The sequence below is a fragment of the Sulfurovum sp. MH2-6 genome (assembly GCF_058374785.1).
Window position 1 is genome coordinate 2,381,822 of record NZ_CM178170.1, and the last position, 22,155, is coordinate 2,403,976.

Genomic DNA, 22,155 nt, shown 5'->3' on the forward strand with positions numbered 1-22,155 from the left:
ATAGTATAAAAAGGAATCTACATGAACACTCCTTACCAACAGATGAACGCATTGCCAAGCAATGCACCCCAAGGGCACTTCTTTCAGGGCGCCTATCAAACCTGCTACCTGCTACCCACTACTTACTACCTTACATCTATCGGAGCAAAGCGATGATAGATGTACTCATTATCGGCAGCGGCGGCGCGGGACTTAGCGCGGCACTTGCTGCGAAACAGGAAGGCGCTTCGGTACTGGTAGTCGGCAAGAGTTATCCCACCACTTCTCAAACCTCTATGGCTCAAGGCGGGATGAATGCCGCACTGGGCAATGTCGAAGAGGACCACATCGCTTCGCACATTGCAGATACGATCAAATCAGCACACGGTATCTGTGATGAGAATATGGTACGAAAGATGTGTGCCGACGGACCGGAGGTGATCGGGTGGCTAGAGCAGCTGGGTGTCCCTTTCTCAAGACTGGATAACAATCAAACGGGAATTTCAACTGTGGCACAGCGCCAGATGGGCGGGGCCAGCGCAAAGCGCGCCTGTTATGCACAGGACTATACGGGACTGAAGATCCTCCATACCCTCTATGACACCTGTCTCAAAGAAGAGATCGACTTCCTCGAGGAGCACTATCTGCTCAATCTCATCACTGAAGAGGGAACCATCAAGGGTGCCACCTTCCTCGATATCCGCAGCGGTGAAGTCCTACAGATCGATGCCAAATCCGTCGTGATCGCTACGGGAGGTTTCGGAGCACTCTACCACGGCTATACGACCAATGCCTACGGCTCTACCGGTGACGGTATCGCGGCAGTACTGCGCGCAGGCGGGGCGGTCAGTGATATGGAGTTTATACAGTTCCACCCTACGGCACTGAAACACTCCAGCCTGCTTGTCTCAGAAGCGGCCCGTGGTGAAGGCGGCTACCTGCTCAACAGTGATGGAGAGAGGTTTGTCGATGAGATAAAACCGCGTGATATCGTAGCCCGTGCGATCTTTGAAGAGTTTGAAGCGGGCAAAGAGGTCTTTCTGGATGTCCGACACCTGGGGGAAGCAAAACTGATGGAACTGCTTCCGCAGGAGGTAGAACTCTGCCGTCTGCACGAGCAGGTTGATCCCGTAACAGAACTGATCCCTATCAAACCTGTAGCCCACTATACGATGGGAGGGATCGATGTGGACGATGCCCTGGAGATCAACGGTATCAAAGGATGTTTTGCCGTAGGGGAATGTTCCAATGCCAAGATTCACGGTGCAAACCGCCTGGGTGGGAACTCCTTGCTTGAGATCACAGCCTTTGGAAAGTTCGCCGGCCAAAATGCCTACAAACATGCGATGTTTGCCAGTACCAAAATCGCGGAAGATACGCAACGCATAAAAGACAAAACCCATATTGAAACGATCTACAGCCAGGAGTCAAGTCTCAACTTCTATGAAGCCAGAGAAACACTGGGAAAACTCTTCTATGAGCATGTCGGAATCGTACGGGAGAATGAGAGACTCAACCAGGCACTTGAAGAGGTGATTACGATGCAGGTAAGCTTGTCTAAAATGGGTATCGAAGACAAAGCTCAAACAAATAACCAGAACCTGATAGAGTTTTTGGAGTTCAGCAATGCCCTGCTTCTTGCACCAACAGTGATCTCCTCGGCCATCGCAAGAGATGAGAGCCGTGGAGCGCATTTCAAACGGGGATTTGAATCCGAAGATGACGAGCGGTTTAAGAAACATATCGTGCTTCAGTGGAACAGTAAGGGAGAAAAATAATGACAGAACAAATCTCACTCCCTACACTTACAAGACGGCATCTATTGGAAGATTTGGTTAATGCGGCAGCTGTTTGCATTTTTTTTCTTTTGGTTCGTTTCTCTTTTTTTGTTGCATCAACAAAAAAAGAAAATGAACGTTCAAACAATACACAAAACCATTTCATGCTACTTTTTTTTAATAGGGGTATAAAATGAAAATAAAAGTATTACGTAGTGAAACCAACACTCATCAGGAATACATCCTTCCGGATGCAGAAACTACGCTTCTCAAAGCACTTACCCATATCAAGGCCACACAAGACGCCACTTTGACATTCAGTGCCGGATGCCGTGCCTCGGTTTGCGGTACCTGTGCAGTACGTGTAAACGGAAGAGAACAGCTCTCCTGCTCTTATAAGGTACAAGACGGCGATATCATCGAACCCCTTCAATATCATCCGGTGCTACGCGATCTGAAAGTAGACAAACAGCCTGCCAAGAAGACACTCTCCGTATCCACTGCATGGCTGCACAGTTTTCAGGAAGCTGCCCAGACTCATGCGGATGAGAAGAGGAGCGAAAGACAGACCGACTGTATCCTCTGTGACAGCTGCTACTCCGCCTGTCCTGTACTGGCTGTCAATCCGGACTTTCTGGGACCATTTGCCCTCACACGCACCTACCGCTACAGTGTAGATAAACGGGAAGAGGATATCAAAGACATTATTGATCATATACAGACCAACGGGGTGTGGGATTGTACCCTCTGCGGTGAGTGTACCGCAGTCTGTCCCAAAGGGATCGACCCGAAAATGGATATCACTATGCTGCGTGGGACTTCGGTACAGCAGGGGTATGAAGACCCGTCATTTGCACAACAGAGTTTTGGAACACCGGACTTTGGAGGCGGAGGATTCGGATTCGATCCGAATGCAGGGTTTTGATCCATACAACTTTTATAATCTTTAAAAAGTAAGAAACAAATTATTACACTTGATAAATAAGATTGCCTAGGCTTAAAGGTCGTTAGACTAGGTATACTCTTTTACACACTTCTGTTATAATATTTGAAATTGTTCTTAAGTTAGGTACACATGATTACAAAAATAGAAATACACGGTTTTAAATCTTTCAATAATTTTGAAATGGAATTTACACCATTAACAGTTGTTGCTGGTACAAATGCATCAGGTAAAAGTAACTTATTTGATGCTTTGCATTTATTACAAAAGCTAACTGAAACTGATTTAAGAACAGCTTTTTCAGGTGAAAGAGGTGAACCTTTAGAATTATTTACTCAATATAAAGAAAATAATTATGCAAAGATAATTTCGATAAATGTTGAAATGTTAGTAGATAACTATATAAATGATAATTGGGGAGTTGATGCAACCCTGAAATATACAAGATTACGATATGAGCTTTCAATAGAAAGAAGAAAAAATAAACTGGATTTAGATGAACTACATGTTATTCACGAAGAATTAAGAAATATAAAACATGATGATGATGATTGGGTCAGAAACTTTATACCAAATCAAAATAAGTATACCTGGAGGCCAAAAGTTTCAGTGGGAAGACGAGGTAAACCATATATTCAAACCATAAAAGATGGCAATACAATTTCTTTTAAAATACCACAAGATGGTAAGGCAGGTGGAAAATCAACACCTGGTAATGCTGTTTCGCAAACCATCTTAAGCAGTATTAATTCTGTTGACTTTCCTCATGCATTTGCTGCAAAAGAAGAAATCAGAAAATGGAAATTTTTACAGTTAAATCCAGAAGCTTTAAGACAACCTAGTAAATATTTATCAGAATCTTCCCTTAGTCCAGAAGGTGATAATTTAGCAGCAACATTATTTAGGATCAAACAAGATAATGAGTTTAATATAAAGCTAATCTCAAGAAAATTAAATAATTTACTACCTAATATTGTCGAAGTTGATGTATTAGATGATAAGCCAAATCAACAATATTTAGTCAAAGTAAAAAGTGAAGAAGAGGGAGAATATACCTCGAGGGTTTTATCTGAGGGAACATTAAGACTATTAGTTTTGTGTGTATTGTTATATGATGATACCTTTAAAGGCTTATTATGTTTTGAAGAACCTGAAAATGGCATCCATCCAAGTAGAATTAATACAATGGTGGAACTTCTCAATGATTTAAGTATTGATTTTTATGATCCTGAGTCACCATTACGTCAAGTTATAATCAATACACATTCTCCAACTTTAGTAAGCAATACAATAAAATTACAAAACTCAAAAAAAGTATCAATTTGGTTTAGTAGATTAGTATCGAAAAAAATCACTTCTCAAAATAAGCCTAAAATGATCAAAGTTACTAAAATGCTTCCTGTAATTCCAAATCAACAAAAGAACTTATTTAAAAGCTCAAAAGAAGAACAGCGATTAACTCTGACCGAAGTTAAAAAGTATCTTGAAGACTTTACAACTGATGAATATCTATAAAGAACTACAATGAGTGAATTTTTGACAATTGGATTACATGCTGAAGGGCCAACTGACCATAAACTTTTAAAGCATATTATTAGGAGAACTGTTGAAGATATCATATTAAACTGTGATAAGGATATAGAAATAAACCCTATTATAGAAATTGATAAAATATCAGGGTCCTATAATCAGAATATTGAACATGCAGCAAAAGAAGCATTTGACTCGGGAATAAAATGTTTAATTTTACATTGTGATGCGGATAAAAGCACAATCGATCATGTTATGTATCATAAAATAACTCCAGCAATTGAAACAATACATAATCATACCGATAAAACAAATATGTGTTCAAATCTTATACCTCTTGTACCAATTTATATGTCAGAAGCTTGGATGCTAAGTGATATTGAATTATTAAAGCAGGAAATTGGTGCAGAACGAATTGATAATGCAACTTTAGGATTAACAAGGAGTGCAGAAAGCTATGCAGACCCTAAAGCAACTCTTGTAGAGGCAATTAGAATTTCGCAAGCATCCAAAAGTCGACGACATCGTAATTTTAATATCTCAGACTTATATATACCATTAGGGCAAAAAACACCATTAACTAAATTAAAACAATTATCATCCTATCAACAATTCTACACTGATTTAAAATCAATTTGTTTACCATATTGCTAACCTATAAGTCAATTTTTATGACTTATCCGAATATGCTTTGAAAAAGATTGTGATCTCCGGCACCTAGGTGAAGCAAAACTGATAGAACTGCTTCCATAGGAGGTTGAGCTGTGTCATTCGCACAACAGAGTTTTGGAACACCGGACTTTGGAGGCGGAGGATTCGGATTCGATCCGAATGCAGGGTTTTAACCCCCTCTTACATAGGCTAAAGCATCTTCCAGTTCATAGTAGTAGCGGAAGGTATTCACCTTCTCTTTTTGATGCCAGCTGCTGATAAGCAGATACTTCTTTTTAACCTTTTCAAGCTTTGAGTATACAGAGTCTCCGGAGGCCTTCTCTTTAAAGGTATAGAGACGGTCATCTATGACATGATAACGCTCTTTAAAAGAGGGGATATTCCCTACAATAGGATTATACTCGACATACTTCCCATCAAATGCTACGATGACAAGCTCTCTCTCTGCAGCTTCCAGAGAGACATAAAAGACGTTTCCTGTCAATTGTGTCTCTAAAGAACATTTCTTTGTAGCTGTTACGTGCGTATTTCCTGATCCGGTTTGATCTGTGATAAGAGGGTGAGAAGCGTGCGCTTTTTTTTGTTTTACCTTGGCCTTTGTCATAAAAGCATCATTGAAAACTTTTCTATAGTGCCGAAGTGCCTGCTTGGCAGATACCTTATCTTCTATAGTGCGGGAGTGTGCCCAGTGCAGTGATCCCCGTTTTTCTATGATCACATTTGATCTGAGCTCGGTCTTTGCAATACGATTGACCATCTTCTGGAGTGCCGAACGGTTCTTATATAACCCCAGATGAATTACATAACCTGCCTCTATTGTTACGCTGAAAAATAGCAGAACAAAAAGGATTTTTCTCATTAATTTTACCTTTCGCCCTACCCTCCAAAACAATAATAAAATTTATTAAGATGTATAGTATATAAAATAGATAAAAAATGACTTAAGCTACCAATTCTATCAATAATCTTTATCAACTTTTATTCGAAAATGCTTCAAAAAACATCCCTATCACAGTACCCGCCATCAAAAAGTAACCTATAGCTCTTGTTACTCCGGAGATCAAAGACTCATATGCCAATACGCCTAAACTACTGAAGAGATAGTGAAAATCATGCATGGCCTCCACACCCAGGAAGGACTTATGCGCAGGCAGGATCGCTCCCTCGTGTGCCGTGGACATATACCAGGCCGTATAATCCATCGAGATCCCCAGGATAAACAGTCCCATCAGAAAAGCGATCCTGTTTCCCTTCTTTTTATAGTAGTAGGCGATACCCAATGGGAAAAGCCACTGAAACAGCGTCCCCATACTCACCATCAGAAACTTCGGACAAGGCAGGAGATAACAGACGCCATGCCCGCCTTCATGTACGATACCTAAAGTCTGGTTGATGGCAAACTGATAGATCGTGAACAAATATTCTGTAATGCTGGTGATATGATGAGACGTGTTTGCGTAGGGTTTATAGTTGATATAAAGGATGAAGAAAAGAATAAAAAATACCAGAACCGCCTTTTTGGCAGATCTAGTAGGAAGAATATCCTGTTCACTCTTCTTTTTGGAGAAAAGATGAGTGAAGTCGGATCTTTTCAAAATAACTCCTTGCCTACACGGCTTCGTGCTAAAGCACTATGACCGTTTCGGTTCCAAACCTATAAACGTGAAGCAGTTCACGTTTATTTAACGGTTTTCATCGCGAGGGTCTACGATCTTTCCTGCAATTGCTGAAGCTGCAGCCACTGCCGAGTTCGCCAAATAGATCTCGGAAGTTCTCGCACCCATACGCCCTACAAAGTTACGGTTGGTTGTGGCTACACAACGCTCTCCGTCACCGAGAATACCCATATATCCGCCAAGACATGCACCACATGTCGGGTTAGATACGACTGCTCCCGCTTCGATAAGGATATCCATCAATCCCTCATGCTGTGCCTGAAGCAGGATCTTCTGTGTACCCGGTGTCACGATCATACGTGTATGTTTAGCCACACGTTTACCCTTCATAATCTCAGCAGCAATTCTAAGGTCTTCGATACGTCCGTTTGTACAAGAACCGATCATTACCTGATCGATCTTAAGGTCATCTGCTACTGCTGTTTCGATCGGCTTACCGTTTTCCGGAAGGAACGGATAAGCGACTACAGGAGAGAGTGCAGCAGTATCGATCGTAATCGTCTGACAGTACTCTGCATCCGCGTCAGCATAATGGATCTTAGGCTCTGCTCTCAGTCCACCGTTTGCAGCTTTTCTCTCTTCAAGGTACTTAAGCGTCACATCATCTACGGCAAAGACACCGTTTTTTGCACCCGCTTCGATCACCATGTTTGAGATAGAGAATCTATCGGCCATACCAAGGTACTGTACCGCTTCACCCGTAAACTCGATCGCTTTGTAAAGTGCACCGTCCACACCGATCATACGGATCAACTCAAGGATGATATCTTTTCCGTAGATGTGTTTACCAGGCTTCCCTGTAAGCTCAACCTTGATCGTCTCAGGTACTTTGAACCAGTTACCTCCGGTGATCATACCGAATGCAAGGTCTGTACTTCCCATACCGGTAGAGAATGCACCGAGCGCCCCGTGCGTACAGGTGTGAGAGTCCGCTCCGATGATCACATCACCAGGAACAACAAGCCCTTTTTCCGGAAGCAGTGCATGCTCGATACCCATATCCTTCTCATCAAAGAAGTACTTCATATCATGCTTGTAGGCAAACTCTCTACTGATCTTTGCCTGGTTTGCTGAAGCGATATCTTTCGCCGGGATATAGTGATCCATCACGATACAGAAGTTATCCGGTCTAGCCAGTTTTGTCGCGCCACTCTCTTCAAATGCTTTGATAGAGATCGGTGTCGTAATATCATTACCGATAATCATATCGATATCTACTCTTACGATCTCTCCAGCCTTTACTTCACGTCCAGCATGCTCTGAAAAGATCTTTTCTGTAATAGTTTGACCCATTATAAAATCCTAATCTTTGAATATATTACGCGAATTATAGCGAAATATGTTTATGCTTTAATTCCCTATCTATAATAAGACTTGTCGCTCGAACGACCTTGAAAGCGAAGCGATTCGAGAGAGCGACGATTTTTTGCTTCGTTTTTTCTAAAAAAATGAAGGGAAAGGTTACTTTCATCATCATGATATTGCAAACAACTTTGCTATAATCCCACTATGAAACTTTTTGAGCTTAAAGCGATTGCAAACCACTTAAATGACTTTACGTTTATCAGCCGTGCAAGACGTGTGGAAGATAACACCATAGAGCTTGTCTTCGATAAAAAAGAGAGCTACTTTTTCACTATGACCAGAGGGCACAGCTTTATCTACAAGGCACCCTCACAACGTCCGATACAGAGCTATAATGCACCCTTTGATACCCTGCTTCACTCACTCCTTGCAGCAAGCAGGATCCTCTCTGTCGAAGTACCGGGAAACGACCGTATACTGCGTATCAAGGTCGCTCCAAAAAGCTCCTATAAAGATAAAGTCATCGTGTTTCAACTGGAATTCACCGGGAAAAATACCAATGCGATACTCCTGGATGAGAATGAGATCATCATCGAGGCCCTCAGGCATATTGATGCACAAAGCTCTTTCAGGGTGATACGTCCCGGTATGGAGTTGCTTGCACTGCCTCCGTTTGAGAGAAAAGAGGAGAGGGGTGAGCTCAATGATGTCGATGCATTTTTAGAAGAGCAGTATACACACATTCAGGCCAAAAAACTAAGAGAGCTCAAAAAACAGAAGCTTACAGCGACACAGAAAAAAATCGATAAACTCAAACAGCTTCTTGACAAGCTGCCAAGTGAAACAGAGCTTGAGAGAGAAGCAGGAAAATTTGCCAACTACGCCAACCTCATCCTGGCAAACCTCTACCAGATCAAACCCTACGATAAAAAGCTTGAGACCTATGACTTTGAGGGGCACCAGGTCACTATCCCTTTCCCGAAAAACATCAAGATCAACAGAATCTCGGATTATTACTTTAACCTCTCCAAGCGTTCCAGGAACAAGGCTAAAAACATTCATATCGAAAAGAGTAACCTGGAGAGCAAAAAAACGTTTTATGAGAATATCCACTATGCGCTGGAACAGGCTACTACACCCTATGAACTGGAACTTCTCGTGCCGAAACGTGCCAAGTCCCTCAGAAAAAAAGAGAAACTCAAAGAGGGGGAACTCTTCTGGATCGAAGACTATAAAGTACTTGTCGGACGCAACAGCAATGAAAACCAAAAACTACTCCAGCTTGCCAAGGCCAATGATGTCTGGATGCATGTACGGGATATCCCCTCCTCGCATGTCATTATCCGCACGGACAAACAAAATCTGCCTGACTCGGTCCTCCAGGCGGCGGCCAAGCTTTGTGTAGACTTTTCAGTGAAAAACCCGGGAGACTACGCAGTTGACTATACCAAACGTAAATTTGTGAAAGTCCAGGAGGGTTCGAATGTACTCTATAACAAATACAACACCATCCACGTGACCAAAGAGGGTGTGGAAATCAGAGTATAACTCACCATTTGATATAATATTCTCCATATTAAAATCAGGGAACAATTATGATACAAAACCTTTCAGAGTATCAACAGCGTTTAGTGACAGGTGTAGGTCTCATCGCACTTGTCTTATTTATAGGGATTATTGACAACTTTACACTTACCTGGGCATTTTTGGGTGTGGTGTATATCATTGCTTTTTTTGAAGCGATGAGACTCTTTGGACTTCGATCCAACAGTGCCTTCTTCTGGGCAGCTTTTATCTGGATCGTCGCCTATTTCTATCCAAATCCTGATGACCTCTTCTTCTTTGTCGCCGTGGTTTTTGGTGCCTCTATTGCCTATTTACACAACTTTGATAAAAGACTTATTTTACCGTTTCTCTATCCTGTCAGCGGAATGCTCTTTATCCTGATGATCTACCATGACTTCGGTATCATGACAATGCTGTGGCTGGTAGTCACCATTACAGTGACAGATACGGGAGCCTACTTCACCGGTAAAAAGTTCGGAAAAACAAAGTTCTCGGATACCTCTCCGAACAAAACACTCGAAGGCGTTTACGGCGGACTCTTCCTGGCGACAGTGATCGGAAGTATCGTCGGTGCCGCTACTGTACCGTTCTGGATCGCGGTAGTAGTCACCTTTATCACTTCTGCTGCTTCAGTATTCGGTGACCTATTCGAATCCTATCTCAAGCGTGAGGCTGGGGTCAAAGATTCCGGAGATGTCCTTCCCGGACACGGTGGCATGCTTGACCGAATCGATGGTTACCTCTTTGGTGCGATCATGATGTTGATCTCTATGAGGGCTTTGATCTAAATATGCAGAGTATCGTACTATTAGGATCTACCGGCTCTATCGGAGTCAATACACTCATCATTGCCAAGCAATACAATATTGCGATCGAAACACTCGTAGCAGGAAACAATATCGAACTGCTCAACAGACAGATCGCAGAACATCACCCAAAAACCGTTGTCATCGCCAATGAAGCAGACAAATCCAAGGTGAATCACCCGGATGTACGTGCGGGCAGTGAAGCGATCTTAACCGCCATCGAAGAGAGCGAAAGCGATACGGTGGTCAATGCGCTTGTAGGGTATGTGGGATTGGCTCCTACACTCAAAGCAACCTCTCTTGGCAAAAAAGTGGCCCTGGCAAACAAAGAGTCACTGGTCGTTGCCGGCGAATTTATCGATATGTCACTGATCACCCCGATTGACTCTGAACATTTTGGCCTCTGGTACCTGATGAATGAGCGTCCCTTCTCCAAGCTTTATATCACGGCAAGCGGCGGGGCATTCAGGGAGTGGGAGATTGAGAAGATGCAAAATGCACGCTTTGCAGAAGCACTCAAGCACCCCAACTGGTCTATGGGAGACAAGATCACCATTGATTCGGCGACCATGACCAACAAGCTCTTCGAACTGCTGGAGGCCAAATGGCTCTTCAACACGACCAGTATCGATGCCATGATCGAGAAGAAATCCATCGTCCATGCCCTGACCGAGTTCAAAGACGGCTCTACCACGGCACACTTTGCCGGGGTGGATATGAAACTGCCTATCGCTTTTGCCCTGCGCAAAGAGGTGAATGAACCGATCCTGCCTCCTACGGATCTGCTGGCTATGGGAAGCATAGAGTTCCTCCCTATAGAGGAGAGAAGATACCCTATCTGGCAGATCAGAGAGCATATCCTGACGAACCCGCATCTGGGTGTGGTGGTCAATGCAGCCAATGAAGAGGCGATCGAGGCCTTTAAGCATGAGAAGTGCAGCTTTTTCGGAATGAGTGAAATGGTACTGGATGCCTATAAAAAGTTTGAAAACTTCAGAGCCTGTACGATCGAAGAGATCATTGCAATAGACAGAGAGGTAAGAGACTATGTTTCTAAGTAATAGGGAGCAGGGAGCAGGGAGCACTAAAAAGTTCCCTATAGATAAAAGCATTGCAATGCAATGCAAACCAAACCTGCTACCTGCTACCTGCTACCTACTCCCTAATAAGGGGGCTCTATGAGAACCCTTATTTTGCATGGGTGGGGCGGAAGCGATGCACCGCACTGGCAGGCAGAATTGGCGGCAGAGATTGCCAAAAACTACGGTACGGTCTCCTTCCCTCTGCTGGATAACTGTCACTTCCCCAGCAAAAACCGGTGGATCAAACAGGTGAAGCAGCTCATCAAAGCGTTTAACCCCGATACCGTAGTCTGCCACTCCCTGGCAAATACACTCTGGTTCTGGCTCTGTGAGGAAGAGGACATGAGTACGGTGGAACGGCTCTTTATGGTCTCACCTCCCAGCCTTGATACAGAAGAGAAGACCATCAAGAGCTTCTTCCCCGCACCTATGCCGAACGATCTGCATGCCAAAGAGGTCCGGATGATCGTCTCTGACAATGATCCCTGGATAACAGTGGATGAGGCCCAAAAAATGGCATCCCGTTATGATATACCGCTCAGCGTCATCGAAAATGCGGGACACATCAATGCAGATAGCGGATACGGGAAATGGGAATGGATAGAACACTTGGTGATGGAGAAGCAATGAGAAGAGATGAAACTATAGGTCGGAGTGCCCTCACCCCGACAATCCAGTCACAAGCAATCACAATAATGTCGGAGTGGGAACACCCCGACCTACTACAAAAGAGAAATGGAATATGATTTTAAGTATTGAAAGCAGCTGTGATGACAGCTCGATAGCGATCACAGAGATAGCAACCAAAAAGGTTCTCTACCACAAAAAGATCTCACAGGAAGCCGAACACTCCTGTTACGGTGGTGTCGTGCCTGAACTCGCTTCCAGACTGCATGCCGTAACACTTCCTAAAATACTCGAAGAGACCAAACCCTACTTTGAGAGGCTTAAAGCAGTAGCCGTGACCAACCAGCCCGGACTGGGCGTAACCCTGCTGGAGGGGATCGCTATGGCCAAGACTCTGGCATCCCTCCAGAAGATTCCGTTGATCTCAGTACATCACCTCAAAGGGCATATCTACTCGCTCTTTATCGAAAAAGAGACCACCCTGCCTCTCCTGGTGCTCCTTATCTCGGGAGGACATACCCAGGTGATACGGGTAGAGAGTTTTGAGCGTATGGAGATACTGGCAACCAGCATCGATGACAGTGTGGGAGAGAGCTTTGACAAGGTCGCCAAAATGATGGGGCTGGGGTATCCCGGAGGTCCTCTCATCGAAGAACTTGCCCTCAAAGGAGATGAAGACCGTTTCGATCTGCCTGTTCCGCTTAGAAACTCAAAGCTGATTGCCTTTTCACTCTCCGGGCTAAAAAATGCCGTACGTCTGGAAGTGGAAAAACTCGGAGGGGCTGAAGGGATGAGCGAACAGGACAGGTGTGATCTTTCTGCCAGCTTCCAAAAAGCGGTCAAGCTTCACCTGCTCCAAAAAAGCAAAAAGATCTTCAAATCCGAACGGATCAAAGACTTTGCCATTGTAGGCGGAGCTTCAGCTAACAAATATATCAGAGGGGCCTATGAAGAACTCTGCAATGAGTTTGGGAAAACCCTTCATGTCGCACCGTTGCAATACTGTTCGGATAATGCGGCCATGATCGGCCGATATGCATTGGAAGCCTATGAGAAAAAAGCGTTTATCGACCCTTATGAGATCGATATTGTCGTCACCAAAAAACAGCAGGCGGGAATGCTCCTGTAGCCTCACACACCTCTATTTTCCAACTCTCCCCAAGAGTTGGGGTTTTACACGTCACTTCTAAGCACTTTTTAGCTAAAATATATACTATTATAACCCCACAAAACGGAGTGCAAAATGGCAGAATATGGTGCTAGTAACATTAAAGTCCTCAAAGGTCTCGAAGCGGTAAGAAAAAGACCGGGGATGTATATTGGTGACACCTCTGAAAAAGGGCTTCACCACCTAGTCTACGAAGTCGTCGACAACTCGATCGATGAAGCAATGGCAGGCTATTGTGATACGATCAAAATCACACTTACAAAAGAGGGTTCTGCGATCATCGAGGATAACGGTCGCGGTATTCCTGTCAAAGAACACCCGACAGAGAAAATCTCTGCAGCGACAGTCGTACTTACAGTCCTTCATGCGGGTGGTAAGTTTGACAAAGATACCTACAAGGTTTCAGGTGGTCTTCACGGGGTAGGTGTCTCGGTTGTAAATGCACTTTCCAAAAAACTGGATATGACGATCTTCAAAGATGGTGAGATTCATACACAAAGCTTCCAAAAAGGTATCCCTGATGCACCGCTGACATCCGGGGACACTACAAGAAAACACGGAACAAAGATCGAGTTCTGGCCTGATGATACGATCTTCACAGAGACAGTGACCTTTAAAAAAGAGGTCCTGATGAAGCGTTTCAAAGAGCTCTGTTACCTCAATCCAAAGATCGCCATCGATTTCAGGGATGAGAGAGACGGGACGAAAGAGCTCTTCCACTTTGAAGGGGGTATCCGCCAGTTTGTAGAAGATATGAATACCAAAGAGGCGCTCTCTACTGCACAGTTCTTCAGTGGAAAGGCAGATGATATAGAGATCGATGTTGCGATGATGTACTGCCAGGCAGACAGTGAAAAGGTACTCTCATTCGTAAACAACATCAAAACGCCTGACGGGGGTACCCACGAAGCAGGATTTAGAGCCGGTCTCACCAGATCACTTGCCAGCTATATCTCCAAAAATGCCAATGCCAAAGAGAAAAATACAAAAATCACCGGGGATGACTGTAAAGAGGGGCTCATCGCTATCGTATCCGTACGTGTTCCTGAGCCGCAATTTGAGGGGCAAACCAAAGGAAAACTGGGTTCAAGTTATGTAAGACCTTTGGTTCAAAAACTCTTTAGCGAGAACTTCAACAAATATCTTGAGGAGACTCCGATCGAAGCCAAAGCGATCATGGAGCAAGTCCTTCTTGCTGCACGTGGACGTGATGCGGCAAAACGTGCAAAAGATCTTGTCAAACGTAAAGACTCTATGAGTGTCGGAACGCTTCCCGGTAAACTCGCAGACTGTCAAAGTAAAGACCCTGAGATTTCCGAGATCTACCTGGTGGAAGGTGACTCTGCAGGAGGTTCGGCAAAACAGGGACGTGACAGAGTATTCCAGGCGATCCTGCCGCTCAAAGGTAAGATTCTGAATGTCGAAAAAGCACGTCTGGAAAAAATTCTCAAATCAGATGAGATCAAAAATATGATCACGGCACTCGGATGCGGGATCGGTGATGAGTTTGACGAAGAGAAACTCCGTTACCACAAGATCATTATCATGACCGATGCCGATGTCGACGGTAGCCATATCCAAACGCTTCTGATGACTTTCTTCTTCAGGTTCCTTAGACCGGTGATCGAGAATGGATACCTCTACCTGGCACAGCCACCGCTTTACCGCTATAAAAAAGGGAAGAATGAGATGTATCTCAAAGATGATGTAGAGCTGAACAACTTCCTGATCGAAAACGGTATATCGGCAATTGAAAGCACGACAATGGGTAATAACGACCTTATCGATCTCTTCAAGCTTGTGGGGCACTACAAAATGACGCTTAAGGACCTTGAGAACCGTTTTGCCCTTCCTGAGGTAGTACGTTATATGATAGAGAACCCTGATATCATCGGGACATCGAATGAAGCGCTCTTTCAAACGGTTGAAGGCTACATTAACGATCTGGGCTATAACATCCTCAACAAATCGGTTACGGAAGAGCAGATCCACCTTTATGTACAGACAAATGACGGACTTGAAGAGTTGATCATCGATGATGTCCTCTTTACCAACCCGCAGTACAACAGTGCGATCGAGATCCATAAACGTATCAATGACCATATCACAGAAGAGTTTGCCAACCAGGACCTTCTTGAACTTTTCGAACAGATAGAGAGTAGTGCCAAAAAAGGTGCCTATATCCAACGTTATAAAGGTCTGGGTGAGATGAACCCTGAACAGTTATGGGAGACAACCATGACACCTGAGAACAGAAAGCTGCTTCAGGTGAAGATCGATGACCTGGAGAGTGCCAGTGAAACCTTCACACTCTTTATGGGTGATGAAGTTGAACCGAGACGTAACTACATCGAAACCCACGCAAAAGATGTCAAACACCTGGATGTATAATGCTCTTATCCGAACTTGAGGAACGGGGAAGACGCTTCAAGCTTGCCCTCAGGGCAGCTCTACCGATTCTTCTACTGGTGGGGCTGGTCTTCTACTCCAGCTACTTCAAAGGTGAAGTGATCGATCTTAACTTTGAAAATAAACTGCTGATCGCTGCAATCGTTTTTATCTCCGTCTATTTTATCTACTTCTTTTTGGAACGGAGTGTTGAAGAGTCACTGATAGACCCTGTCACACATGGATTCAACGAAAAAGCATTCTGGCAAAAACTCAAAAAGAAGAAATCCAATGCCTTAGTACTACTGGTCATCGATAACCTCTATCTGATCAATCAGAACTATAGTAACGAGCAGGTAGATCTCCTGCTCTATAACATGATACAGAAGATAGATCATTATTTGCGGGAGAAAGGGATAAAAGAACCACTCATAGCAAGACGTTACGGTGCGGAGTTTCTTATAGGCTTGGATACAGTGGATGAACCTATACAGGATATTATCAATGTTTTTATCGAAAAATACAGTACGATTGACAGTATAGAGTTGGATTATCAGTATGCAGTGATCACCAATCCAGATTACAATCTCCAAAAAGACATCTCGCAGCTTAGAAATATTTTGAATTCTAATCAAAGTAAAGGAGAGTCCTCCAGAGAGCTGGTTAAAGATGCAAAAGAGTATAGTGAAATCGAGCAGACCATTATCACCGCTATGAAAAAAGGGGAGCTTTCACTCTCTTTCCGTCCGCTTCTTAACCTACACAGCGGCCGGATAGACACCTATGAGATCGCAGTCAAACTAAAACATCCAACCAAAGAGTATATTTTACCGCGGGTCTATCTACCTATTATCAACAAAATGGGTCTGGGAAGGGAGTATGATATGATGCTGCTTAAGCACCTTATCCGGTTACTGCCTTTGATTGATCCAGAGATCTCTCTCACCTTCAATCTTTCGCCTTTTTCATTGAGAGATAAACAGTTTCAGGACAAGTTCTTTAAACTGCTTGAAGAGTCAAAGATCGACGCATCCAGACTCATCATTCAACTCTATGAAAGAAAGACACACCATAACCTTAGCGGATACCTTAGAACGCTCAAACAGATACGGGCACAGGGTATACGTATCTGTATCGACAATTTCGGTGCATCAAATGCCTCTATGGAATACATGAAGCACTTCTCATTTGATATGATACAGTTTGACAGAGAGTATGTCACAAAACTCTCTGACAAAACCACTGTGGCAATGCTGGATTCATTGATAAAAATGTCCAAAGAGCTTGGCATTACTACTGTCGCCAAATGGGTCGATAAAAAGGAACAAAAAGAGAAGCTTAGATCACTCGGCATCGATTATCTGCAAGGATTCGGGATCGCAAAACCGGTTGATGAATACCAACTTATAGAACAATACAATAAAGGAAAACAATGAAATACGGTGAAAAAGAGATACGTGAATTTGACATTAATGCAGAGGAGAACTTCTGGCCAAATGAACATGAAAAAAATTATACGATCAATATAGAGCTCCCTGAGTTTATGTGTATGTGCCCAAGATCCGGTTACCCTGATTTTGCGACACTTAAACTCGCCTATCAGCCGGACAGAACAGTCATCGAACTCAAGGCACTCAAGCTCTATATCAACTCATTTATACACAGATATATCTCCCATGAGAATGTTGCCAATGAGATCTATGATACACTCCACAGCAAACTTCAGCCAAAGTCAATGAAACTGATCGCTGACTTCAACCCCCGTGGAAATGTGCATACAGTTATAGAGATCGATAGCGAGAAGTGCTAAAGAGAGATAAGCTGTAAGCAAATAAAATATGTCAATCTGACATATATTCACTGCTTCCTCTAAAAATCTATTATGATATCTCAAAAGGAGTTGTATGATAGATTTTTTAGAAGTAAGTGAACGAATTCGTACGATCCTGCGTTCTACACTGAAAAAAGAGAAGATTTACGACAGAGACATCGCGCATGCTCTCAAACTTGATCCCCAATACTATGCCGTGATAAAAAAACGTAAAAGGATCCCTTATGAAGCCATAGCACTCTTTTGCCAACACCACAAAGTGAGCATGAACTGGATACTTTTCAGCCAACCTCCAAAGTCATGTGAGAAAACAGCTTGATATTTTATTTGATGCCCCATTTTTATAAAGAATAAACTCACTTCAAAATACCATCTGAACAGTATCTGTTGCACGCGTTCCATAGCATCCAACCGCTGCTTCCGAAATCTTCACTCGCACGTATCTGTTCATTGATCTCTTTATTACCGTAATAACGTCTGTCAAAAGCATAATCTTTAAATGCCTGTAGCCAGGGACGGTAACGAAGAGGAGAACCATCCCGTTTATCACACCAGCCATATAAAGGTACTATTGATAAGTAAAATAAAGAGTATACATCTGATTAAAACAGGTCTAAAGGATCGATAATGAGTGATGAGACTAACCATCTTTTCCCTACCAATCACTTTGTCTTCCTGCCATTGCAACCTGTTTTTCATTACGGTTAAAAGATATTTTTTTAGCGTATGGGAAGTGTAGAAAAGAGTATAGATTTTTACTTCTAGAAGTAAAAATCAACTAATGATCAAAGCTTGATAAAAAAGAAGTATTTCTTCTCCTCAGTTGATTTACCAAAGCCGATCACTTCAAGATCACTGTACTGATGGTTCACGTTGAGTCTCACTTCATACATCATCTTATCCATATCGTAGATCAGAATATGCTTGATCAATTCACCGATTGTCAATGTATGGGAGGAACCATCGATCCTGATCATCAGTTTTCTGCCTGCTTCATCCAGTGCAAAACTGTTAAGTGCTGCCTCACCGCCATAAATGAGCTTTTCAGGATCATTGGCATCCTCTTTGAGCAGCATGGCATGCACCGTAAAGTCAGGCTCATTGCCTATCTCTACCCTGATATCTTCAATAAGGTCTATAATGAATTTCATGGAGTTCCTTTAAATACTATGCTATTGATATTTTAATTATATGAATAGAATAATATTTTAAATGGTTTAAATTTAGAAGTAGTTTACTGTAGTTTTCTCGAAGAGAGTGCAAGCACAAGGAAGGTTGTATTGAAGGAGCGTACTCCCAGTACGTGACTGAGATGCTCCCTCAAAGATGCAGTTCTGGCACTAAATGCCGATACCCCCGTCGCTAAAGCGAAAGTGGGGTAGAAATACTGCTAAAGATTAGCCGTTACGCTTTTCGATGATTTCACTCAGTACGTAACTGAGTTACTCCTTCAAAAATGCAGTAAAGTACTGCTAAAGATTATCCATTTCTCTTTTCGATGATCTCTTTAGCTACGTTACTTGGAACTTCCTCATAGTGATCGAATTCCATAGCATAAGTTGCACGACCCTGAGTCATCGATCTAAGGTCAGTTGAGTAACCGAACATCTCTGAAAGTGGTACAAACGCGTTAACGATCTTGTTACCAGCTCTGTCGTCCATTCCGTTTACCTGGCCACGTCTTTTAGAAACGTCACCGATCACGTCACCCATGAACTCTTCAGGTACTTCAACTTCAACTTTCATCATTGGCTCAAGGATCACTGGGCTAGCTTCTCTACAACCCTCTCTGAATCCCATAGAACCTGCAAGTTTAAACGCCATCTCAGAGGAGTCAACATCGTGGAAAGATCCATCGTAAAGTGTTACTTTAACATCCTCTACCGGATAACCTGCTTGGATACCTCTAGCCATAGCTTCCTGAATACCTTTATCAACAGGCCCGATGAATTCTTTCGGAATAGCACCACCTTTGATCTCATCAATAAACTCATAACCAGCACCAGCTTCTTGTGGCTCGATTCTGAGGTATACATGACCGAACTGTCCACGACCACCAGACTGTTTAGCGTACTTGTACTCTTTTTCTACAGAGCTTCTGATCGTTTCACGGTAAGCAACTTGTGGCGCACCAACTTCTGCTTCTACCTTAAACTCTCTTTTCATACGGTCAACAATGATCTCAAGGTGAAGCTCACCCATACCAGAGATAATAGTCTGTCCAGACTCTTCATCCGTAGCAACTCTGAATGATGGATCTTCTGCAGCAAGTTTACCAAGTGCAATACCCATTTTTTCCTGGTCAGCTTTTGTTTTAGGCTCAACTGCAACAGAGATAACCGGATCCGGGAAGTCCATTCTCTCAAGAACTACTTTATCTTTCTCAGAACAAAGTGTATCACCAGTTGTAGTTGACTTAAGACCAACAACCGCACCGATCTCACCAGCGTAGATCTCAGATACTTCTTCACGTTTGATCGCGTGCATCTTCATGATACGACCGATACGCTCTTTTTTGTTCTTAGTTGAGTTAAATGCATAAGAACCAGACTCAAGAACACCTCTATAAACACGGATGAATGTCAATTGACCTACAAACGGGTCAGTCATGATCTTAAATGCAAGTGAAGCAAACTCACCGTCATCAGTAGATTCTACTTCAACTTCAGCCTCTTCATCATCCATCATTGTACCCTTGATAGCCGGAGACTCAATTGGTGATGGAAGGTAATCTACAACAGCGTCAAGAAGTGTTTGAACACCTTTGTTTTTAAATGCTGTACCAACTGTCATTGGAACGATGTGCATTGCGATAGTTGCTGCTTTGATCCCTGCTTTGATCTCATCTTCAGAAATCTCTTCACCTTCAAGGAACTTCTCCATAAGCTCTTCGTTACCGTCAACAGAAGAGATCTCTTCGATCATCTTTTCACGGTACTCTTCAGCTTTATCCATAAGTTCTTCACGGATATCCTGCTCAGAATACGCAGAACCCATTGCAGCCTCAGCATCCCATACGATCTCTTTCATTTTTACAAGATCAACAACACCTTCGAAGTTATCTTCAGCACCGATAGGAAGCTGGATAGGAACCGGGTTACCTTTAAGTCTCTCACGGATCTGTCTCTCTACTTCGTAGAAGTCTGCTCCGGTTCTGTCATACTTATTTACAAATACGATAGATGGTACACCATATCTGTTTCTTTGTCTCCATACAGTCTCAGACTGAGGTTGAACCCCACCAACAGCACAGAATACAGAAACTGCACCGTCAAGTACTCTCATTGAACGCTCAACTTCGATCGTAAAGTCAACGTGCCCCGGAGTGTCGATGATGTTGATCTGCTTACCAGCCCAAGTACAAGTCGTCGCAGCAGAAGTAATTGTAATACCTCTCTCCTGCTCCTGCTCCATCCAGTCCATTGTAGCAGCACCGTCGTGAACTTCACCGATTTTGTGCTCAACACCTGTATAGAAAAGGATTCTTTCAGTAGTCGTTGTTTTACCAGCATCAATATGCGCAGCAATACCGATGTTTCTTACATCTCCAAGTTTATGAGATCTTGCCATAACTTATTTCCTTACCATCTGTAGTGAGCAAATGCTTTGTTAGCTTCTGCCATTTTGTATGTATCTTCTTTCTTCTTGAAAGCAGAACCTTTTTCAGTTGCAGCATCCATAAGCTCATTGCTAAGACGCTCCATCATAGTTCTTTCATTTCTTTTTCTTGCTGCATCAACAATCCATCTGATTCCAAGTGATTGCTGTCTTACAGGTCTAACTTCCATAGGTACTTGGTAAGTCGCACCACCTACTCTTCTACTCTTTACTTCCATCAATGGTTTTACATTATCCATTGCTTGGTTAAAGATCTCGATACCTTTTTCACCTGTCTTTGATTCAATTCTCTCTAACGCAGAATAAACTACTTTTTGTGCTGTACTTTTTTTACCATCAAGCATTACAGCATTGATGAATTTTGTTAAAACTTTAGAACCGTATACTGGATCCGGAAGTACCGGTCTTACGGGAGCTTTTCTTCTTCTCATTTTTTTACCTCTTCAATCTTAAATTGTTGATTTACTCAAGTCTTGTCCACGAAGGTTCACTGACAATACCTGCATAAGCCTTCTATAAAGGCCCACCTCTTTTAAGTATTTATCCTAAAATAATTATTTAGGTCTCTTAGCACCGTATTTAGATCTAGCAACAGTTCTGTTAGCCACACCTGAAGTATCCAATGCACCACGAACAATGTGATACTTAACACCAGGTAAATCTTTTACCCTACCACCACGTACAAGTACGATAGAGTGCTCTTGAAGGTTGTGACCTTCACCACCGATATAAGCGATCACTTCGAATCCGCTTGTCAATCTTACTTTAGCAACTTTTCTAAGTGCTGAGTTTGGTTTCTTTGGAGTAGTTGTATATACTCTTGTACAAACACCTCTTCTTTGAGGACAGTTTGCAAGCGCTGGTGATTTTGATTTTTTAATCACCTTCTTACGTTCTTTACGAATCAATTGGTTAATTGTTGGCAATCGTAATCCTTTCTGTGTTATTTTGAATTGAATCTTTGGTTTTTACACCATCTTAAAACACTAATGTGCTCTAAAATCGTATAATTCCAAAAAATTATCACTAGAAAAATGGAGGCATATTATATCGAAAAATTCTTACAATTTTCTTATGTTTTAAGGGGAGAGCAAAGCGGGATAAATGCCCTGAATTAAAGGAGTAGAACGACGTTTCTGCTTTTCAAATCTTATTAGAAAGCCGAATGCTCTTTTCGAGTCATACA

The 22,155-nt window shown here is 42.8% G+C and carries 22 protein-coding genes; 14 read left to right on the forward strand and 8 right to left on the reverse strand.

The genetic code is table 11. The features are described from left to right. The first annotated feature begins 152 nt into the window (after positions 1–152). From AC4JOV_RS12110 to AC4JOV_RS12130, 5 genes are all read left to right on the forward strand, one after another. Positions 153–1,757, forward strand: coding sequence for an FAD-dependent oxidoreductase (locus AC4JOV_RS12110; RefSeq protein ID WP_229937323.1), 1,605 nt, complete (start codon positions 153–155; stop codon positions 1,755–1,757). Next, the gene (locus AC4JOV_RS12115; RefSeq protein ID WP_229937322.1) at positions 1,757–1,954 is read left to right on the forward strand and encodes a hypothetical protein; all 198 of its coding nucleotides are present in this window, start codon (positions 1,757–1,759) and stop codon (positions 1,952–1,954) included. The genes AC4JOV_RS12110 and AC4JOV_RS12115 overlap by 1 nt, the downstream gene beginning before the upstream one ends. Further along, entirely contained in the window at positions 1,951–2,682 is a 732-nt protein-coding gene (locus tag AC4JOV_RS12120) for a succinate dehydrogenase/fumarate reductase iron-sulfur subunit (RefSeq protein ID WP_229937321.1), read from the forward strand. The genes AC4JOV_RS12115 and AC4JOV_RS12120 overlap by 4 nt, the downstream gene beginning before the upstream one ends. A 150-nt stretch (positions 2,683–2,832) precedes the next feature. Next, positions 2,833–4,215 (forward strand): AAA family ATPase, encoded by a 1,383-nt coding sequence (locus tag AC4JOV_RS12125; protein WP_229937320.1) that lies wholly within the window; start codon positions 2,833–2,835, stop codon positions 4,213–4,215. A 9-nt stretch (positions 4,216–4,224) separates the two neighbouring features. Next, positions 4,225–4,884 (forward strand): DUF4276 family protein, encoded by a 660-nt coding sequence (locus tag AC4JOV_RS12130; RefSeq protein ID WP_229937319.1) that lies wholly within the window; start codon positions 4,225–4,227, stop codon positions 4,882–4,884. A 187-nt stretch (positions 4,885–5,071) separates the two neighbouring features. Here AC4JOV_RS12130 and AC4JOV_RS12135 read toward each other — a convergent pair whose 3' ends face one another. The 3 genes from AC4JOV_RS12135 to leuC form a co-directional block, all read right to left on the reverse strand. Then, complete coding sequence (locus AC4JOV_RS12135) at positions 5,072–5,761, reverse strand: hypothetical protein (protein WP_229937318.1); 690 nt, start codon at positions 5,759–5,761, stop codon at positions 5,072–5,074. A gap of 112 nt (positions 5,762–5,873) precedes the next feature. Further along, a complete protein-coding gene (locus AC4JOV_RS12140; RefSeq protein ID WP_229937317.1) occupies positions 5,874–6,497 on the reverse strand; it encodes a hypothetical protein in 624 nt (207 codons plus the stop codon). 87 nt (positions 6,498–6,584) lie between these two features. Next, entirely contained in the window at positions 6,585–7,871 is a 1,287-nt protein-coding gene (gene leuC, locus AC4JOV_RS12145) for a 3-isopropylmalate dehydratase large subunit (RefSeq protein ID WP_229937316.1), read from the reverse strand. Positions 7,872–8,087: 216 nt separating this feature from the next. On the opposite strand from leuC, the gene AC4JOV_RS12150 reads away from it, so the two are divergent. The 9 genes from AC4JOV_RS12150 to AC4JOV_RS12190 all read left to right on the forward strand — a co-directional run bounded on the left by AC4JOV_RS12150 (position 8,088) and on the right by AC4JOV_RS12190 (position 17,670). Beyond that, complete coding sequence (locus AC4JOV_RS12150) at positions 8,088–9,431, forward strand: NFACT RNA binding domain-containing protein (RefSeq protein ID WP_229937315.1); 1,344 nt, start codon at positions 8,088–8,090, stop codon at positions 9,429–9,431. A gap of 47 nt (positions 9,432–9,478) precedes the next feature. Then, on the forward strand, positions 9,479–10,237 hold the full coding sequence (locus AC4JOV_RS12155) for a phosphatidate cytidylyltransferase (RefSeq protein WP_229937314.1): 759 nt from the start codon (positions 9,479–9,481) through the stop codon (positions 10,235–10,237). An 11-nt stretch (positions 10,238–10,248) separates the two neighbouring features. After that, positions 10,249–11,316 carry a 1-deoxy-D-xylulose-5-phosphate reductoisomerase gene (dxr, locus tag AC4JOV_RS12160; RefSeq protein ID WP_229938359.1) on the forward strand — a complete coding sequence of 356 codons (1,068 nt, stop codon included), beginning with the start codon at positions 10,249–10,251 and terminating at the stop codon, positions 11,314–11,316. Positions 11,317–11,433: 117 nt separating this feature from the next. Further along, entirely contained in the window at positions 11,434–11,967 is a 534-nt protein-coding gene (locus AC4JOV_RS12165; protein ID WP_229937313.1) for an RBBP9/YdeN family alpha/beta hydrolase, read from the forward strand. 112 nt (positions 11,968–12,079) lie between these two features. Then, entirely contained in the window at positions 12,080–13,093 is a 1,014-nt protein-coding gene (gene tsaD, locus AC4JOV_RS12170; protein WP_229937312.1) for a tRNA (adenosine(37)-N6)-threonylcarbamoyltransferase complex transferase subunit TsaD, read from the forward strand. A gap of 114 nt (positions 13,094–13,207) precedes the next feature. Next, complete coding sequence (gene gyrB, locus AC4JOV_RS12175; protein WP_229937311.1) at positions 13,208–15,523, forward strand: DNA topoisomerase (ATP-hydrolyzing) subunit B; 2,316 nt, start codon at positions 13,208–13,210, stop codon at positions 15,521–15,523. Continuing rightward, the gene (locus tag AC4JOV_RS12180) at positions 15,523–16,956 is read left to right on the forward strand and encodes a bifunctional diguanylate cyclase/phosphodiesterase (protein WP_229937310.1); all 1,434 of its coding nucleotides are present in this window, start codon (positions 15,523–15,525) and stop codon (positions 16,954–16,956) included. The genes gyrB and AC4JOV_RS12180 overlap by 1 nt, the downstream gene beginning before the upstream one ends. Next, positions 16,953–17,330: a preQ(1) synthase gene (queF, locus tag AC4JOV_RS12185; RefSeq protein WP_229937309.1), complete on the forward strand. Its 378-nt coding sequence runs from the start codon at positions 16,953–16,955 to the stop codon at positions 17,328–17,330. The genes AC4JOV_RS12180 and queF overlap by 4 nt, the downstream gene beginning before the upstream one ends. Positions 17,331–17,424: 94 nt before the next feature. Continuing rightward, positions 17,425–17,670, forward strand: coding sequence for a hypothetical protein (locus tag AC4JOV_RS12190; RefSeq protein ID WP_229937308.1), 246 nt, complete (start codon positions 17,425–17,427; stop codon positions 17,668–17,670). Positions 17,671–17,707: 37 nt separating this feature from the next. On the opposite strand, the gene AC4JOV_RS12195 is transcribed toward AC4JOV_RS12190, so the two are convergent. The 5 genes from AC4JOV_RS12195 to rpsL all read right to left on the reverse strand — a co-directional run bounded on the left by AC4JOV_RS12195 (position 17,708) and on the right by rpsL (position 21,895). Beyond that, entirely contained in the window at positions 17,708–17,923 is a 216-nt protein-coding gene (locus AC4JOV_RS12195) for a putative glycoside hydrolase (protein WP_229938358.1), read from the reverse strand. 213 nt (positions 17,924–18,136) lie between these two features. After that, the gene (locus AC4JOV_RS12200) at positions 18,137–18,502 is read right to left on the reverse strand and encodes a hypothetical protein (RefSeq protein WP_229937307.1); all 366 of its coding nucleotides are present in this window, start codon (positions 18,500–18,502) and stop codon (positions 18,137–18,139) included. Between the two features lie 328 nt (positions 18,503–18,830). Beyond that, on the reverse strand, positions 18,831–20,921 hold the full coding sequence (fusA, locus tag AC4JOV_RS12205) for an elongation factor G (RefSeq protein WP_229937306.1): 2,091 nt from the start codon (positions 20,919–20,921) through the stop codon (positions 18,831–18,833). 11 nt (positions 20,922–20,932) lie between these two features. Further along, positions 20,933–21,400, reverse strand: coding sequence for a 30S ribosomal protein S7 (rpsG, locus tag AC4JOV_RS12210; protein ID WP_229937305.1), 468 nt, complete (start codon positions 21,398–21,400; stop codon positions 20,933–20,935). 123 nt (positions 21,401–21,523) lie between these two features. Next, entirely contained in the window at positions 21,524–21,895 is a 372-nt protein-coding gene (gene rpsL / locus AC4JOV_RS12215; protein WP_229937304.1) for a 30S ribosomal protein S12, read from the reverse strand. Positions 21,896–22,155 lie beyond the last annotated feature (260 nt).

Bases quoted from the DNA above. Each gene is read 5' to 3' on its own strand.
- AC4JOV_RS12110 (WP_229937323.1), top strand. From the start codon at position 153: ATGATAGATGTACTCATTATCGGCAGCGGCGGCGCGGGACTTAGCGCG.
- rpsG (WP_229937305.1), bottom strand. From the start codon at position 21,400: ATGAGAAGAAGAAAAGCTCCCGTAAGACCGGTACTTCCGGATCCAGTA.
- AC4JOV_RS12125 (WP_229937320.1), top strand. From the start codon at position 2,833: ATGATTACAAAAATAGAAATACACGGTTTTAAATCTTTCAATAATTTT.
- AC4JOV_RS12130 (WP_229937319.1), top strand. From the start codon at position 4,225: ATGAGTGAATTTTTGACAATTGGATTACATGCTGAAGGGCCAACTGAC.
- queF (WP_229937309.1), top strand. From the start codon at position 16,953: ATGAAATACGGTGAAAAAGAGATACGTGAATTTGACATTAATGCAGAG.
- AC4JOV_RS12115 (WP_229937322.1), top strand. From the start codon at position 1,757: ATGACAGAACAAATCTCACTCCCTACACTTACAAGACGGCATCTATTG.
- AC4JOV_RS12200 (WP_229937307.1), bottom strand. From the start codon at position 18,502: ATGAAATTCATTATAGACCTTATTGAAGATATCAGGGTAGAGATAGGC.
- AC4JOV_RS12150 (WP_229937315.1), top strand. From the start codon at position 8,088: ATGAAACTTTTTGAGCTTAAAGCGATTGCAAACCACTTAAATGACTTT.
- AC4JOV_RS12135 (WP_229937318.1), bottom strand. From the start codon at position 5,761: ATGAGAAAAATCCTTTTTGTTCTGCTATTTTTCAGCGTAACAATAGAG.
- tsaD (WP_229937312.1), top strand. From the start codon at position 12,080: ATGATTTTAAGTATTGAAAGCAGCTGTGATGACAGCTCGATAGCGATC.
- AC4JOV_RS12190 (WP_229937308.1), top strand. From the start codon at position 17,425: ATGATAGATTTTTTAGAAGTAAGTGAACGAATTCGTACGATCCTGCGT.
- AC4JOV_RS12165 (WP_229937313.1), top strand. From the start codon at position 11,434: ATGAGAACCCTTATTTTGCATGGGTGGGGCGGAAGCGATGCACCGCAC.
- AC4JOV_RS12180 (WP_229937310.1), top strand. From the start codon at position 15,523: ATGCTCTTATCCGAACTTGAGGAACGGGGAAGACGCTTCAAGCTTGCC.
- fusA (WP_229937306.1), bottom strand. From the start codon at position 20,921: ATGGCAAGATCTCATAAACTTGGAGATGTAAGAAACATCGGTATTGCT.
- AC4JOV_RS12155 (WP_229937314.1), top strand. From the start codon at position 9,479: ATGATACAAAACCTTTCAGAGTATCAACAGCGTTTAGTGACAGGTGTA.
- gyrB (WP_229937311.1), top strand. From the start codon at position 13,208: ATGGCAGAATATGGTGCTAGTAACATTAAAGTCCTCAAAGGTCTCGAA.
- AC4JOV_RS12120 (WP_229937321.1), top strand. From the start codon at position 1,951: ATGAAAATAAAAGTATTACGTAGTGAAACCAACACTCATCAGGAATAC.
- leuC (WP_229937316.1), bottom strand. From the start codon at position 7,871: ATGGGTCAAACTATTACAGAAAAGATCTTTTCAGAGCATGCTGGACGT.